Raw genomic sequence first — 13,185 nt, 5'->3', positions numbered from 1 at the left:
ATACCTCCTATGGAAAGCCGGAACCGAGCGTCTGTACCGGGATCGCATCGGCATGCAGAACTTCGTGCCGCGAGATGTCCTGCCGCGCATTGACCAGCGGCTGCAACCGCACGGCGGGTACGCAGACCCCGAGGGTCTGTCGCGAGATCGCCAGACAGGGGAGCGCAGATTCCGTCCTGCCGGTAACGTTGCAGGTGATTTCCATCTTTGGAGAACTGCGTAAGGGCCAGCAGGCCGGCGGTGGGGGAGACCTGCGGCGGCATCGGCGCAAGAATAAGCATCTTGCGCGCTTTGGAGGCCCACTCTCTGTGGATATGCAGTTCGGCCATGAACATTCTCGGCGTATAGTTCAGCTTCTCACTGACGTCCTCGGTGACACGAACTCGCCCACAGCCGGATTGGCACGTCCCGGCATCTGCCTCATGATGAATGTCGGTTTCCTCGACGCCGAGCTTACACATGGTCGGGAAGGGCGGGCGACAAACCTTGATTCGGTGGTCAGGTAACCCACATCTTGACCCGGATGGGGACGAAGCGCGGCTGCGGCAGCTTACCGGAACGCGACTCGTTTGCGATGGTCTAGCATGCGTTCGCGCTCCGCGATGCCTAACAGATTCGCCGGCATGGCGCGCTCGTCTCCGTGGTGGACGCCGCAGACAGTCACACTCTCGCGGGCCTTCCTGCATCCCAGCCTGCACATGGTTGCCGCTGCTGCCTTGCAGCGCACGGGCAGCCGTGCATCGGCGCGCGAGCAGTTTCGATATGGCGGGCCATTGTTGGCATTCTTCCCAGCCGTTCATGCGTTCTCGTCCTAGTCATCATCAATCAATAGCGCGGCGGCTGAAGCCAGGGTCGCTTCTTCTGTGTAGCTGGGCTCAAGTCGTTTTATGCGCTCCCGGGTATCCTTTGTATCGGTACGAGCAGCACACATCTACGCTGCTTTGGTGAGGGGCAAGTCACAGCGACTGTGTGCAGACCCGGTGTCAACCGGTTTGTTGAACAACATGCTGCCTCACTACTGCAGGACTCGCCCAGAGGGCAGCGAAATAAATTTGCGCTTGACGAATATCGACGCGCCATCATTTGGCAGCGACATGCCCCACTTCTAGCAAACCTATTGCCCCCGCTTTGCAACCGTCCCCTTGATGTAGTGGATGGCTTGCTGAAATCTATCCGGCGTTGTCTGGGAGTTCCCGCGCCACGATGTGACCTTGCCCTGTTTCACGGACTCCATAGCTGACCTCTGGCCGCTGGCCCTCCGTGAGCGGCGAGTCAAATTTTTTTTTGAACGGCATCCGGATGACGCAGTTCAATTTCGAATGCAGTCTCGGGCATTGTAAAAGCCAAGCCAGTCGACGCTTTCATCGGCACTGTCGCGTTAAATTGCTCGCGACGTAAAACAGTGGGGGGCAACGCGCTTGCTCAGAAAACGGGCGGAACTTGGGTGATCTCTGTGAAGCGATGCCAGGCGGCGAAGCGTGTAGCAAGCTGTTTGCGATAGAGCGAGGCGCGTAGCAGGTGTCGCTTCAGCGCGAAGTGCTGCCGGATCGGACCGAAGCTCGATAGGAAAGCCTGCGTGCGCTCTGGATCGCGAAAGCCACGCATGCGTCGCTCGCGTTCGCGGGTCGGCTGATGACTGTTTTCGGCCCGGTTATTGACCCGCGCGCTGGCTTTGACAAAGATGTGCTTGACGCAAGCCAGTGCGGGAATCTCGGCTTTCGCCGCCCGATAGCTGCGCAACTGGCCAGTAACGATCTTGCGCGGTACCTCAGAGCACGCGGCAAGCACGCGCTCGAAAAACCGCTTCGCTGCTGCCTTGTCGCGGTGCTTCTGTAGCAGGATATCGAGTTCGGCACCGTGTTGATCGACGGCGCGCCACAACAGGTAAGGCTCACCGCGCAACGTCACAAATACTTCGTCAAGGTGCCATGTGGTGCCGGGCTTGCGACGCCACGCTTTCACACGGTGTGCGAAGCACGCGCCGAACTTATCGCACCAGCGTCGTACCGTTTCGTAGCTGACGATAACCCCGCGCTCGAACAGCAGCTCTTCGATATCGCGCAGGCTGAGCTGGAACCTGAAATGCCAACGCACCGCGCAACTGATGACCGATGCGGGAAAGCGATGACAGCGATTTTGCATTTTTCATCATGCGATCTTACCCGACCATCTCGATAACGTGACAATGCCGTTGCACGTGCTCAAGGAGCTGCCGCAACGGCTGCCCGACGCGGATGTGACGGACCTGCTGCCATTCAACTATGCGCGGCAGCAACAGGCCAGGGCACAGGACGGCTGACCCATCCAGCGCGCCTCGGCCGTGCCCCTATGCGCGCCCCTCAGTTGCACCATTCTCCGTTCGGTGTGCTAAAGCTGCCGCTTACCGCTGATCAGTGTCCCCGTATCCATTCCAAAACTGCGCGGCAGCGTTGGCCATGGCTTTATCTTTTTTCCGTAGATCGCGCTCGAGCGCGCTGATGCGAAGCCGAGTAGCCTTTGCCCCACCTAGTTTGACCTGTCCAAAGGCTCGCAGCGCGTCCTCGGCAGCAATGCTCCATAAATTGAACTCCATCAAACTCACCTTTTTTTCCCTCAACCACTCGTTCCTGCCCTTTATGTTGTCGCCGCAATTTATCGCCCCAGACAGCACCTCAAGCATTTTCCGCGGTGTCCATCCCAGCGCACGCGCGCTCTTGGCCATCGCTTGCGCGCGCCACATCTCAAGTGTGCGCAATGGCACACCCGTTTCCATTGAAACCACATCCAACGGTTTAATCGACGACAATATTTCGTTTGTTATCCGGTCCTTTTCGTCTTGATTAAGAGTCGGCACCTTTATCTCTCATTGCCCCCACGGTTCAAATACTATCGGACCACATCCATGCCGCTGTTGTGGGGGGGCAACCCACAGCGATTGTAAGAATGCAGCGCCGCTGATAACCAGATTGCTGTAGAACATGGTGCCCCATTGTTACAGGACTTGCCCAGAGCACAGCGAAATGATCAGTGCGGAAGCGAACTGCTGTCCGCACCTGTTTCCTCGCTTCGAGACGGCTGTATTACGCGAGCCGATCCTTACTTGACACAGGGGCCTAAGAGACGGTTTCATAAAGACTGCTGAACGCGTTGAAGAGTGTTCCAGCAGATCAGGCAACAGCCAAGTTTGAGGAACGCTTCGTGAATGTCAGCGCGACGTTCGAAGCGAATACGTAGACGACGGAAAGGCACTGTCACGTTAAATTGCTCGCGACGTAAAACAGTGGGGGGCAACGCGCTTGCTCAGAAAACGGGCGGAACTTGGGTGATCTCTGTGAAGGGGCATTGTCACGTTATCGAGATGGTCGGGTAAGATCGCATGATGAAAAATGCAAAATCGCTGTACCACGGTCATCGCTTTCCTGCATCGGTCATCAGTTGCGCGGTGCGTTGGCATTTCAGGTTCCAGCTCAGCCTGCGCGATATCGAAGAGCTGCTGTTCGAGCGCGGGGTTATCGTCAGCTACGAAACGGTACGACGCTGGTGCGATAAGTTTGGCGCGTGCTTCGCACACCGTGTGAAAGCGTCGCGTCGCAAGCCCGGCACCACATGGCACCTTGACGAAGTATTTGTGACGTTGCGCGGTGAGCCTTACCAGTTGTGGCGCGCCGTCGATCAACACGGTGCTGGACTCGATATCCTGCTACAGAAGCACCGCGACAAGGCAGCAGCGAAGCGGTTTTTCAGGCGCGTGCTTGCCGCGTGCTCTGAGGTACCGCGCAAGATCGTTACTGACCAGCTGCGCAGCTATCGGGCGGCGAAAGCCGAGATTCCCGCACTGGCTTGCGTCAAGCACATCTTTGTCAAAGCCAGCGCGCGGGTCAATAACCGGGCCGAAAACAGTCACCAGTCCAGAGCGCACGCAGGCTTTCCTATCGAGCTTCGGTCCGATCCGGCAGCACTTCGCGCTGAAGCGACACCTGCTACGCGCCTCGCTCTATCGCAAACAGCTTGCTACACGCTTCGCCGACTGGCATCGCTTCACAGAGATCACCCAAGTTCCGCCCGTTTTCTGAGCAAGCGCGTTGCCCCCCACTGTTTTACGTCGCGAGCAATTTAACGTGACAGTGCCGTCGTGAGACCTTCAACGGACCCCATAGTCTTTCAGTCGGCGCATTAAGGCCCCTGTGTCAAGCAAGGATCGGCTCGCGTAATACAGCCGTCTCGAAGCGAGGAAACAGGTGCGGACAGCAGTTTGAACCGCCCCGGGTTTTCCGGAGACTCCACTTCTTGAGAAAATGGAGCTATGGAAAACACGAAGAAGAAATCCCCAAGATACTCGCCGGAAGTGCGTGAGCGGGCTGTGCGAATGGTGCTGGAACATCAAGGCGACCGGGAATCGCAATGGAAAGTGATCGCGTCGATTGCGGCGAAGTTTGGCTGCTCGGGCGAGACGCTGCGTAGCTGGGTGCGCAAGGAGGAGCGGGATCGGGGTTTGCGCCCGGGCACGAGTACGCAGGAGCAGGATCGGCTCAAGGAACTGGAGCGGGAAGTACGTGAGCTTCGGCAGGTCAATGAAATCCTGCGCAAGGCGTCAGCGTATTTCGCACAGGCGGAGCTCGACCGCCGACCGAAGTGATGATCACGTTCATCGATGATCACCGGCACGTCTACGGGGTCGAGCCGATCTGCAGGGTGCTGCCAATCGCACCGTCGACGTACTACACCCATGTGGCTCGCCGCGCCAATCCTGACCTGGTGCCGCCGCGGGCCCAGCGTGACAGGATGCTCAAGGATGAGATCCGGCGCGCGTGGGAAGAAAACTTCCAGGTCTATGGCGCAGACAAGGTCTGGACGCAATTGAAGCGCGAAGGCATTGTCGTGGCGCGCTGCACGGTCGAGCGGCTGATGAAGCAGATGGGCCTGCGCGGCGTGGTGCGGGGCAAGACGGTACGTACGACAGTGAGCGATGGTTCGACGCCGTGCCCGAAGGATCTGGTGAAGCGGCAATTCACGGCCGAACGGCCCAATGCGCTGTGGGTTTCAGATTTTACCTATGTATCGAGCTGGCAGGGCTTCGTCTATGTCGCGTTCATCATCGACGTGTTCGCCCGACGCATTGTCGGCTGGCGCGTGTCGAGCTCGGCGCGCACGGACTTCGTTCTGGACGCACTGGAGCAGGCCTTGTACGAACGACAGCCGGCGCAGCAGGACGGGCTGATCCATCACAGCGACCGCGGCGTGCAATACGTATCGATCCGCTATACGGATCGGCTGGTCGAGGCGGGCATCGAGCCGTCGGTGGGCAGCGTGGGCGACTCCTACGATAACGCACTGGCTGAAACGATCAACGGCTTGTACAAGGCAGAGGTCATCCATCGCCTCGGACCGTGGCGCAATCTGCAGGCCGTTGAAATGGCGACGCTCGAATGGGTGGACTGGTTCAACAATCGTCGGCTCTTCGGCCCCATCGGCAACATTCCACCCGCGCAGGCCGAAGCCGCTTATTATGCAAATCTCGCTGGGTCTGCCGCCGTGGCATGACTCAAGCAAAATAGTCTCCGGGAAACCCGGGGCGGTTCAGTTCGCTTCCGCACTGATCATTTCGCTGTGCTCTGGGCAAGTCCTGTAACAATGGGGCACCATGTTCTACAGCAATCTGATTATCAGCGGCGCTGCATTCTTACAATCGCTGTGGGTTGCCCCCCCCACAACAGCGGCATGGATGTGGTCCGATAGTATTTGAACCGTGGGGGCAATGAGAGATAAAGGTGCCGCGTTATAAACAACCCTTGAAGGACCAGATCGCGAGCCGCTTGATACCGCCGATAAATGCCACGTTGGAAACGGTTTCAATGGAAACGGGTGTGCCAATGCACACACTTGAGATGTGGCGCGCGCAAGCGATAGCCAAGAACGCGACTGCGCTGGGAATAACACCGAAGCAAATGCTTGAGGCGGTGTGTCGGGCGATGCAGATGCCCGACGTAAAGCAGAGGGAGGAGTGGTTGAAGGCAAGTAAGCTGAGTTTGATGGAGTTCACTTTATGGAGCATTGCTGCCCAGGACGGGCTGCGAGCCTTTGGACAGGTCAAACGAGGTGAGGCAAAGGGTACCCGGCTCCGCATCAAGGTGCTCGAGCGCGATCTACTCAAGAAAGATCAAGCCATGGCCCACGCTGCCGCGCTGTTTTTGGATGGGTACGGGGACTCGATAACGTGACAATGCCCTTTGGTCCTGTCGAAGGGGAGCGTTAGTATTGACGGAGCTTGGGGCGCGAATTGCCCCGCGCGTCAGAACGTGGCTCGCCAGTACCGAACAATTGTCCAACGACATCCGGAGCACGGCGGGAGAGCCGTGAGCTTGCCCGCAAAAAATGGATCCCTTGCTGAGTATGTAAAACTCACGCAAGGAGGAAGGAAAGATGGGTAATCCGAGAGCACGGTATACGCAGGAATTCATGATAGAAGCCGTGCGCATGGTCCGTGGGGGCCAGAGCATGGCGGCCGTGGCGAAGATACTGGGCATCAGCCCGAAGACGCTGCACAACTGGGTGAAGGCCGATGCCGCTGGCAAGCTGAACGGCGCAGGCAAGCAGGTTTCTCCGGAACAGATGGAGATTGCCCGGCTGCGCGCGGAGTTGGCACGCGTGAAGATGGAGCGTGACATATTGGAAAAAGCCACGGCGTACTTCGCAAAGGTGTCGGATTGAAGTACGCCTGGATTGAGCTTCACAGCCGACAATGGCCGGTTTCCCTGACCTGCCAGGTGCTGGGTGTCAGCCCCAGCGGTTACCACGCCCGCAAGGCCCGGGACGTCGATACGGACCGTCCTCGGCGACGCATCAGCAACGATGCCCTGCTGGTCCACATCAAAGCCGTGCACGCGAAATCCAAAGGCGAGTACGGCTGGCCGCGCGTGTGGAAGAAGCTGCTTGCTCAAGGCATTCGCGTCAGCAAGGACCGTGTTCAGCAGCTCATGAAGCTGCACGGCATCAAGGCAAAGACGAAACGCCGCTTCAAGGCCACTACCGACAGCAACCACAGCCTGCCGGTCGCACCGGACCTGCTGCAACGTGACTTCTCTCCCGCACGTCCCGACCAGGCCTGGAGTACGGGCATCACCTATATCTGGACCGACGAGGGCTGGCTGTATCTGACGGTCATCCTCGACCTGTTCAGCCGTCAGGTGGTGGGCTGGTCGATGCAGCCGCACATGCGCACGGAGCTGGTGTCGGACGCGCTGCGTATGGCGTGGTTTCGTCGCCGTCCGGAAGCGGGCCTGATCGTCCATAGCGACAGGGGTAGCCAGTATTGCAGCCATGATTTCCAGGACCTGCTCAAGGGCTACGGCATGCGCAGCTCGATGAGCCGTCGAGGAAATTGCTGGGACGCGCCGACCGAGAGCCTGTGGGGTTCGCTCAAGCGTGCGCGCATCCTCGGCCAGCGCTTTGCAACGCGTCGCGAGGCGATGGATGAAGTGGTCGATTGGTTGAGCTTTTACAATCATTCGCGCTTGCACTCGACGTTGGGCTACGTCAGCCCGATGCAATTCGAGCAGGACTGGTACGCCGCCCACAACCAACGGGTGGCATAATCTCCGCTCAGTTAAGGGATCCGAAATTCGCGGGCAACGTCACGGAGACTCCACTTCTTGAGAAAATGGAGCTATGGAAAACACGAAGAAGAAGTCCCCGAGGTACTCGCCGGAAGTTCGTGAGCGGGCTGTGCGAATGGTACTGGAACATCAAGGCGATCGCGAATCGCAATGGAAGGTGATCGCGTCGATCGCAGCGAAGTTCGGTTGCTCGGGCGAGACGCTGCGTAGCTGGGTACGCAAGGAAGAGCAGAATCGGGGGTTGCGCCCAGGCACGAGCACGCAGGAGCAGGATCGGATCAAGGAACTGGAACGGGAAGTGCGTGAGCTTCGGCAGGTCAATGAAATCCTGCGCAAGGCGTCAGCGTATTTCGCACAGGCGGAGCTCGACCGCCGACCGAAGTGATGATCACGTTCATCGATGATCACCGGCACGTCTACGGGGTCGAGCCGATCTGCAGGGTGCTGCCAATCGCCCCGTCGACGTACTACACGCATGTGGCCCGCCGCGCCAATCCGGGTCTGGTTCCGCTGCGGGCCCAGCGCGACAGGATGCTCAAGGACGAGATCCAGCGTGTGTGGGAAGAAAATCCAGGTCTACGGCGCAGACAAGGTCTGGAAGCAATTGAAGCGCGAAGGCATTGTCGTGGCGCGTTGCACGGTCGAGCGGCTGATGAAGCAGATGGGCCTGCGCGGTGTGGTGCGGGGCAAGACGGTCCGCACGACAGTGAGCGATGGGTTCGACGCCGTGCCCGAAGGATCTGGTGAAGCGGCAGTTCACGGCCGAACGGCCCAATGCGCTGTGGGTGTCAGATTTTACGTATGTATCGAGCTGGCAAGGCTTCGTCTATGTCGCGTTCATCATCGACGTGTTCGCCCGGCGCATTGTCGGCTGGCGCGTCTCGAGCTCGGCGCGAACGGACTTCGTTCTGGACGCACTGGAGCAGGCCTTGTACGAACGACAGCCGGCGCAGCAGGACGGGCTGATCCATCACAGCGACCGCGGCGTGCAAGACGTATCGATCCGCTATACGGATCGGCTGGTCGAGGCTGGCATCGAGCCATCCGTGGGCAGCGTGGGCGACTCCTACGATAACGCGCTGGCTGAAACGATCAATGGCTTGTACAAGGCAGAGGTCATTCACCGCCTCGGGCCGTGGCGCAATCTGCAGGCCGTTGAAATGGCCACGCTCGAATGGGTGGACTGGTTCAACAATCGCCGGCTCTTCGGCCCCATCGGTAACATTCCACCCGCCGAGGCAGAAGCCGCTTATTATGCAAATCTCGCTGGGTCTGCCACCGTGGCATGACTCAAGCAAAACAGTCTCCGGAAAACCCGGGGCGCTTCACGATCCGGCAGTACTTTGCTTTGCCCAGACATCAAATGAAAGCGGCAAGTCATCGTGCCGCACTCCAGGAACGCTTCGCCACATGGTACGGTTGGACTGGAACTGCCTCAATCGGTAAGGCTATTTAATAAGGAAACTACCATTACTGGTGCGCGTACAGTCTACGTTCGTCAACTTGACAAAGCCGCTTCGCGTCTTCATTTCCCGCTTCGCGGTCGGTCGTGGACGACTTTGACGAATCTGATACTCTATTTCTGAGCCGCTTGGCACACGACCTCTATTTTTGTTGTCCCACAAATCTTCCTGGAGAGAAACAATGGCGGCATTAGTCCACGACAGCGCTCAGTTGACGTCTACTGATCCCACCGCACAGTTGGATTGCCGGGAGGTCTGTCCCAGTCCAGATCAGATTGGGGCAGACAAAAAGCGGTGGTTGGCCAACTTAGACCTAGATTACACAACAGTAGCGAAAGGAGAAGAACAAACGAGTCCGGAACAAGCGGCAGGCACCCTAAGCTCGTATATGGGAAATAACGGGTGGAGACGGATGGAGGCGGGTGGTCTATATTGGCTCGCAGAAAACACCGACGGCAACGTACCGCCAAATGTCTCAGAGGCGGCGAGATACATGATGCGAAACCCAGACGTCTTTCGCCAGATCGAAACGCACTTAACAGGAACTATCGATGGTATAGCTACTAGTGGGGACCTCAACTGGGCTGCAATGGGCGGGCTGAACCAGCGGAACTGACCCGCGAGTTATTGTCGAAAGTGGTGTACGCGGGATCGGGGGAAATTTGAGAAGGCGGTGGCGGTTTAGCTGAGAATGTTGCTTGTCGAAGGCACAACCAGCGAACCCGGCGAGAGCCGGAACCGACCACCATGAAGAAGATTACAGAAGAAGCGACTGGCAGTAAATCGGAAACGAAGAGTGTGCTCGATGAGCTGATCCAGCAAGGCGCGCGGCAGATCATCCAGCAGGCAGTCGAAGCGGAACTGGCGACTATGCTTGAACAGTACAGCAACGTAAAGTCCATCGATGGCCGGCGTGCCGTGGTACGCAACGGTTATCTGCCAGAACGCGAGGTCGTCACAGCGATCGGTCCGGTCACGGTACCGAAAGTCCGGGATCGTTCGGGTTCGGGCATCCATTTCAATTCGGCGATCGTACCGCCGTACGTGCGCAAGTCCGCGCGCGTGTCGGCAGCGCTGCCGTGGCTGTACCTGCGAGGGCATTGTCACGTTATCGAGATGGTCGGGTAAGATCGCATGATGAAAAATGCAAAATCGCTGTACCACGGTCATCGCTTTCCCGCATCGGTCATCAGTTGCGCGGTGCGTTGGCATTTCAGGTTCCAGCTCAGCCTGCGCGATATCGAAGAGCTGCTGTTCGAGCGCGGGGTTATCGTCAGCTACGAAACGGTACGACGCTGGTGCGATAAGTTCGGCGCGTGCTTCGCACACCGTGTGAAAGCGTGGCGTCGCAAGCCCGGCACCACATGGCACCTTGACGAAGTATTTGTGACGTTGCGCGGTGAGCCTTACCTGTTGTGGCGCGCCGTCGATCAACACGGTGCCGAACTCGATATCCTGCTACAGAAGCACCGCGACAAGGCAGCAGCGAAGCGGTTTTTCGAGCGCGTGCTTGCCGCGTGCTCTGAGGCACCGCGCAAGATCGTTACTGACCAGCTGCGCAGCTATCGGGCGGCGAAAGCCGAGATTCCCGCACTGGCTTGCGTCAAGCACGTCTTTGTCAAAGCCAGCGCGCGGGTCAATAACCGGGCCGAAAACAGTCATCAGCCGACCCGCGAACGCGAGCGACGCATGCGTGGCTTTCGCGATCCAGAGCGCACGCAGGCTTTCCTATCGAGCTTCGGTCCGATCCGGCAGCACTTCGCGCTGAAGCGACACCTGCTACGCGCCTCGCTCTATCGCAAACAGCTTGCTACACGCTTCGCCGACTGGCATCGCTTCACAGAGATCACCCAAGTCCCGCCCGTTTTCTGAGCAAGCGCGTTGCCCCCCACTGTTTTACGTCGCGAGCAATTTAACGTGACAGTGCCTGGGCGACTCCTACGATAACGCGCTGGCTGAAACGATCAATGGCTTGTACAAGGCAGAGGTCATTCACCGCCTCGGGCCGTGGCGCAATCTGCAGGCCGTTGAAATGGCCACGCTCGAATGGGTGGACTGGTTCAACAATCGTCGGCTCTTCGGCCCCATCGGTAACATTCCACCCGCCGAGGCAGAAGCCGCTTATTATGCAAATCTCGCTGGGTCTGCCACCGTGGCATGACTCAAGCAAAACAGTCTCCGGAAAACCCGGGGCGCTTCAATCTGAGCCGCTACGTCACTGACGGGCGAGCCGCAATAGACAACAACGTCTGCGAGCGCGACGTCAGGCCGTTTGTCACGTCGAGGAAAAGCTGGCTGTTCAGCGACACAGTTGACGGTGCATAAGCCAGTGTTGGCGGCGGCGTAAATCCGACACCAGACGGCGGCGCAAGGTTGAGTTAAACACTGGACCATGCGCCGCAGGCATTGCCGCCCGCAGGGCGAGTAAAGCAGGATCAGAACCCGCCCTCGACGTCGTCGATATCGGCGTCGGTGGGCGGTGAACGCTGCACGCGGATCAGCTCGTGTAACTCAGCGCCGTAACGCATCCAGATGCGCGCGCGCAGATCGCTGAGCAGCTCGAACACGGCGAACGCCTGCTGGGGTGACCAGTCGGCGTCAATCAGGAAGTCCAGCCCGCGAGACAGGCCCGAAGGCAGGTGCGTGCGGCGGCTCACGGCTTCTTCTCCGGGCGCGCAGCGTTACGCCTCCTGGAGCGCTGCTCGGCCCGCTCGCGCGCTTCCTTGACGCGATACGACTCGCCCTCGATCGCGATGACCTCGGCGCGATGCACGAGGCGATCGACCAGTGACACGACGCAGGCTGCATTCGGGAACACCTCCGACCATGCTGCAAACGGTTTGTTCGTTGTAACCACTGTGCTCGCGGCGCCGTATCTGCGGCTCACCAGCTCGAACAGCAGGTCGGCATGGCGGTTCGAGTACGTAAATCGACACTCGCACTGAACCTCGCGTACCAGTCGCTCATACACGGCTACACGGCGCTCTTTACCACTGCTGGCCAGATGCTCGGCGAACTGGCCGCACTCGACAGTGACTCGGCGCTGCGCCGGCGCCTGCATCGCTACGCTTCGCCCGAAGTGCTCCTGATTGACGAGGTGGGCTACCTTACCCACGCCGTTCGGCCCGATCAGCACGACGTTGGACTTCTCCCTGACGAACTCGAGCGCCATCAGTTCCTCGAGCGCGCCGCGGTCAATCCGTTTGGGCCACGCCCAGTCGAAGTCTGCCAGCGGCTTGAAGTTGCCCAGGCGGGCGTCGCGGATTCGTCGCTCGAGCGAACGGCGCGCGCGTTCCTGCTCTTCCCACTGCAGCAACGGCTCGACCCATGACGCGTCGGCGATCTCGCTCCAGTGCGCCAGCAATCCATACATCCGCAACGCATTGGCACGCTCCTGCAACTGCTCAGTCCTGTTCATCATCGGCCTCCCGCGTGAGCTGGTCATAGATGTCGAGCCGGTGTGGCGTCACGCGCCTGTCCTTGTCGCGCACGTGTTCCGGCAGCTTGATGGCGATGGGCGGAGGGGCTCCCCGGGCAGCCCGCCGGCGCTCCAGCGCCAGGCGCACCGGGTTCTGGTGCGGCGCGGCGCCGCTCGCGAGGGTTTCCTCGATCGCGGCCTGCAGTTCGGCGGCGCCATACCGGTCGAGCAATCGCAGCAGCTGCGCGGTAATGTTGCCCAGATTGCTGCCGCGTTCGGCCGCGCGCAGCATCAGTGTCCGGGTAGCCGGCGCGGCGTGCGCGAGATGGTCCAGGCCGCGGTGGTGGCGAGCCTCACGTTTGTGCTCCACCAGCGCATCGATGTGCGTCGCGATCTCGATCTGCGCGCCGCGGTCGTAACTGCGAGCATGCTCGGCGACGATATCGGCGCCATCGAGGATGCGCACCTGATGCGGGTCGGCACGAACCGTGAGCGTGCGTCGCACATGCGTGTGCGGTATCGAGTAGTCGTTCAGGTCGAAGCGCACATAGGGCGTCTTGCCGGCTGTCACGGCAAGCTGCAGTTCGCACGGGTACGGGTTCTCCGGCAATGCGAGCAGGCTCGGCTTCTCGCGCTCGAAGGCTTCGCGCACAGTGATGGCCGGATCGGCACTGTCACGTTAAATTGCTCGCGACGTAAAACAGTGGGGGGC

At 59.5% G+C, this 13,185-nt stretch carries 10 protein-coding genes, 6 pseudogenes and 2 other annotated features; of the genes and pseudogenes, 9 read left to right on the top strand and 7 right to left on the bottom strand.

The genetic code is table 11. The features are described 5' to 3' along the window. Nucleotides 1-7: 7 nt before the first annotated feature. The 4 genes and pseudogenes from QFZ94_RS33205 to QFZ94_RS33190 form a co-directional block, all read right to left on the bottom strand. Nucleotides 8-205 (bottom strand): hypothetical protein, encoded by a 198-nt coding sequence (locus QFZ94_RS33205; RefSeq protein WP_429462189.1) that lies wholly within the window; start codon nt 203-205, stop codon nt 8-10. A gap of 1,217 nt (nt 206-1,422) precedes the next feature. After that, a complete protein-coding gene (locus QFZ94_RS33200) occupies nt 1,423-2,142 on the bottom strand; it encodes an IS6 family transposase (RefSeq protein WP_429462187.1) in 720 nt (239 codons plus the stop codon). A gap of 238 nt (nt 2,143-2,380) precedes the next feature. Continuing rightward, nucleotides 2,381-2,833, bottom strand: coding sequence for a hypothetical protein (locus QFZ94_RS33195; protein WP_429462185.1), 453 nt, complete (start codon nt 2,831-2,833; stop codon nt 2,381-2,383). Nucleotides 2,834-3,105: 272 nt separating this feature from the next. Further along, a pseudogene (locus QFZ94_RS33190) lies at nt 3,106-3,222 on the bottom strand (IS5/IS1182 family transposase); the annotation flags it as partial. Nucleotides 3,223-3,358: 136 nt separating this feature from the next. Here QFZ94_RS33190 and QFZ94_RS33185 point away from each other — a divergent pair. From QFZ94_RS33185 to QFZ94_RS33145, 9 genes and pseudogenes are all read left to right on the top strand, one after another. Continuing rightward, nucleotides 3,359-4,052 (top strand): annotated as a pseudogene (locus tag QFZ94_RS33185) (IS6 family transposase). A 230-nt stretch (nt 4,053-4,282) separates the two neighbouring features. Then, nucleotides 4,283-5,520, top strand: a protein-coding gene (locus QFZ94_RS33180) for an IS3 family transposase (RefSeq protein ID WP_429458928.1) whose coding sequence is annotated in 2 segments (ribosomal slippage) — nt 4,283-4,586 and nt 4,586-5,520 — 1,239 coding nt in all. Because the reading frame shifts where the segments join, the coding sequence is not laid out codon by codon here. Continuing rightward, nucleotides 4,573-4,689, top strand: a sequence feature (AL1L pseudoknot). Its footprint overlaps the gene before it by 117 nt. A 248-nt stretch (nt 5,521-5,768) precedes the next feature. Next, nucleotides 5,769-6,197: a hypothetical protein gene (locus tag QFZ94_RS33175; protein WP_429462183.1), complete on the top strand. Its 429-nt coding sequence runs from the start codon at nt 5,769-5,771 to the stop codon at nt 6,195-6,197. Between the two features lie 202 nt (nt 6,198-6,399). Next, nucleotides 6,400-7,571 (top strand): IS3 family transposase gene (locus QFZ94_RS33170; RefSeq protein ID WP_429462181.1). Its coding sequence is split into 2 segments (ribosomal slippage): nt 6,400-6,655 and nt 6,655-7,571, totalling 1,173 coding nucleotides; the frame shifts between segments, so codons are not numbered across the junction. A 73-nt stretch (nt 7,572-7,644) separates the two neighbouring features. Next, nucleotides 7,645-8,881 (top strand): annotated as a pseudogene (locus tag QFZ94_RS33165) (IS3 family transposase). Further along, nucleotides 7,935-8,051, top strand: a sequence feature (AL1L pseudoknot). Its footprint overlaps the pseudogene before it by 117 nt. Before the next feature lie 921 nt (nt 8,882-9,802). Then, nucleotides 9,803-10,153: pseudogene (locus QFZ94_RS33160) on the top strand (transposase); the annotation flags it as partial. A 39-nt stretch (nt 10,154-10,192) separates the two neighbouring features. Next, nucleotides 10,193-10,927 (top strand): IS6 family transposase, encoded by a 735-nt coding sequence (locus QFZ94_RS33155; RefSeq protein WP_429462179.1) that lies wholly within the window; start codon nt 10,193-10,195, stop codon nt 10,925-10,927. Nucleotides 10,928-10,982: 55 nt separating this feature from the next. Then, a pseudogene (locus QFZ94_RS33150) lies at nt 10,983-11,216 on the top strand (integrase core domain-containing protein); the annotation flags it as partial. 41 nt (nt 11,217-11,257) lie between these two features. After that, nucleotides 11,258-11,377 (top strand): annotated as a pseudogene (locus QFZ94_RS33145) (IS66 family transposase); the annotation flags it as partial. Between the two features lie 113 nt (nt 11,378-11,490). Here QFZ94_RS33145 and QFZ94_RS33140 read toward each other — a convergent pair. Genes QFZ94_RS33140 through QFZ94_RS33130 form a run of 3 tightly spaced genes read right to left on the bottom strand, consistent with a single transcriptional unit; the run spans nt 11,491 to nt 13,125 of the window. Next, on the bottom strand, nt 11,491-11,712 hold the full coding sequence (locus QFZ94_RS33140; RefSeq protein ID WP_129964327.1) for a hypothetical protein: 222 nt from the start codon (nt 11,710-11,712) through the stop codon (nt 11,491-11,493). Next, entirely contained in the window at nt 11,709-12,473 is a 765-nt protein-coding gene (locus QFZ94_RS33135; protein WP_429462176.1) for an ATP-binding protein, read from the bottom strand. The genes QFZ94_RS33140 and QFZ94_RS33135 overlap by 4 nt, the downstream gene beginning before the upstream one ends. Beyond that, nucleotides 12,460-13,125, bottom strand: a complete 666-nt coding sequence (locus tag QFZ94_RS33130; RefSeq protein WP_429462174.1) for a Mu transposase domain-containing protein — start codon at nt 13,123-13,125, stop codon at nt 12,460-12,462. The genes QFZ94_RS33135 and QFZ94_RS33130 overlap by 14 nt, the downstream gene beginning before the upstream one ends. Nucleotides 13,126-13,185: the final 60 nt, after the last annotated feature.

This window comes from Paraburkholderia sp. JPY465, from assembly GCF_050436725.1.
In the GTDB taxonomy this organism is placed as follows: domain Bacteria; phylum Pseudomonadota; class Gammaproteobacteria; order Burkholderiales; family Burkholderiaceae; genus Paraburkholderia; species Paraburkholderia youngii.
Note: the sequence above shows the minus strand (reverse complement) of the source record. Positions and strands in the feature narration are given on the sequence as shown.

Excerpts from the sequence above, each read along its gene's own strand:
- QFZ94_RS33155 (WP_429462179.1), top strand. The coding sequence starts at position 10,193 with ATGAAAAATGCAAAATCGCTGTACCACGGTCATCGCTTTCCCGCATCG.
- QFZ94_RS33135 (WP_429462176.1), bottom strand. The coding sequence starts at position 12,473 with ATGAACAGGACTGAGCAGTTGCAGGAGCGTGCCAATGCGTTGCGGATG.
- QFZ94_RS33205 (WP_429462189.1), bottom strand. The coding sequence starts at position 205 with ATGGAAATCACCTGCAACGTTACCGGCAGGACGGAATCTGCGCTCCCC.
- QFZ94_RS33200 (WP_429462187.1), bottom strand. The coding sequence starts at position 2,142 with ATGCAAAATCGCTGTCATCGCTTTCCCGCATCGGTCATCAGTTGCGCG.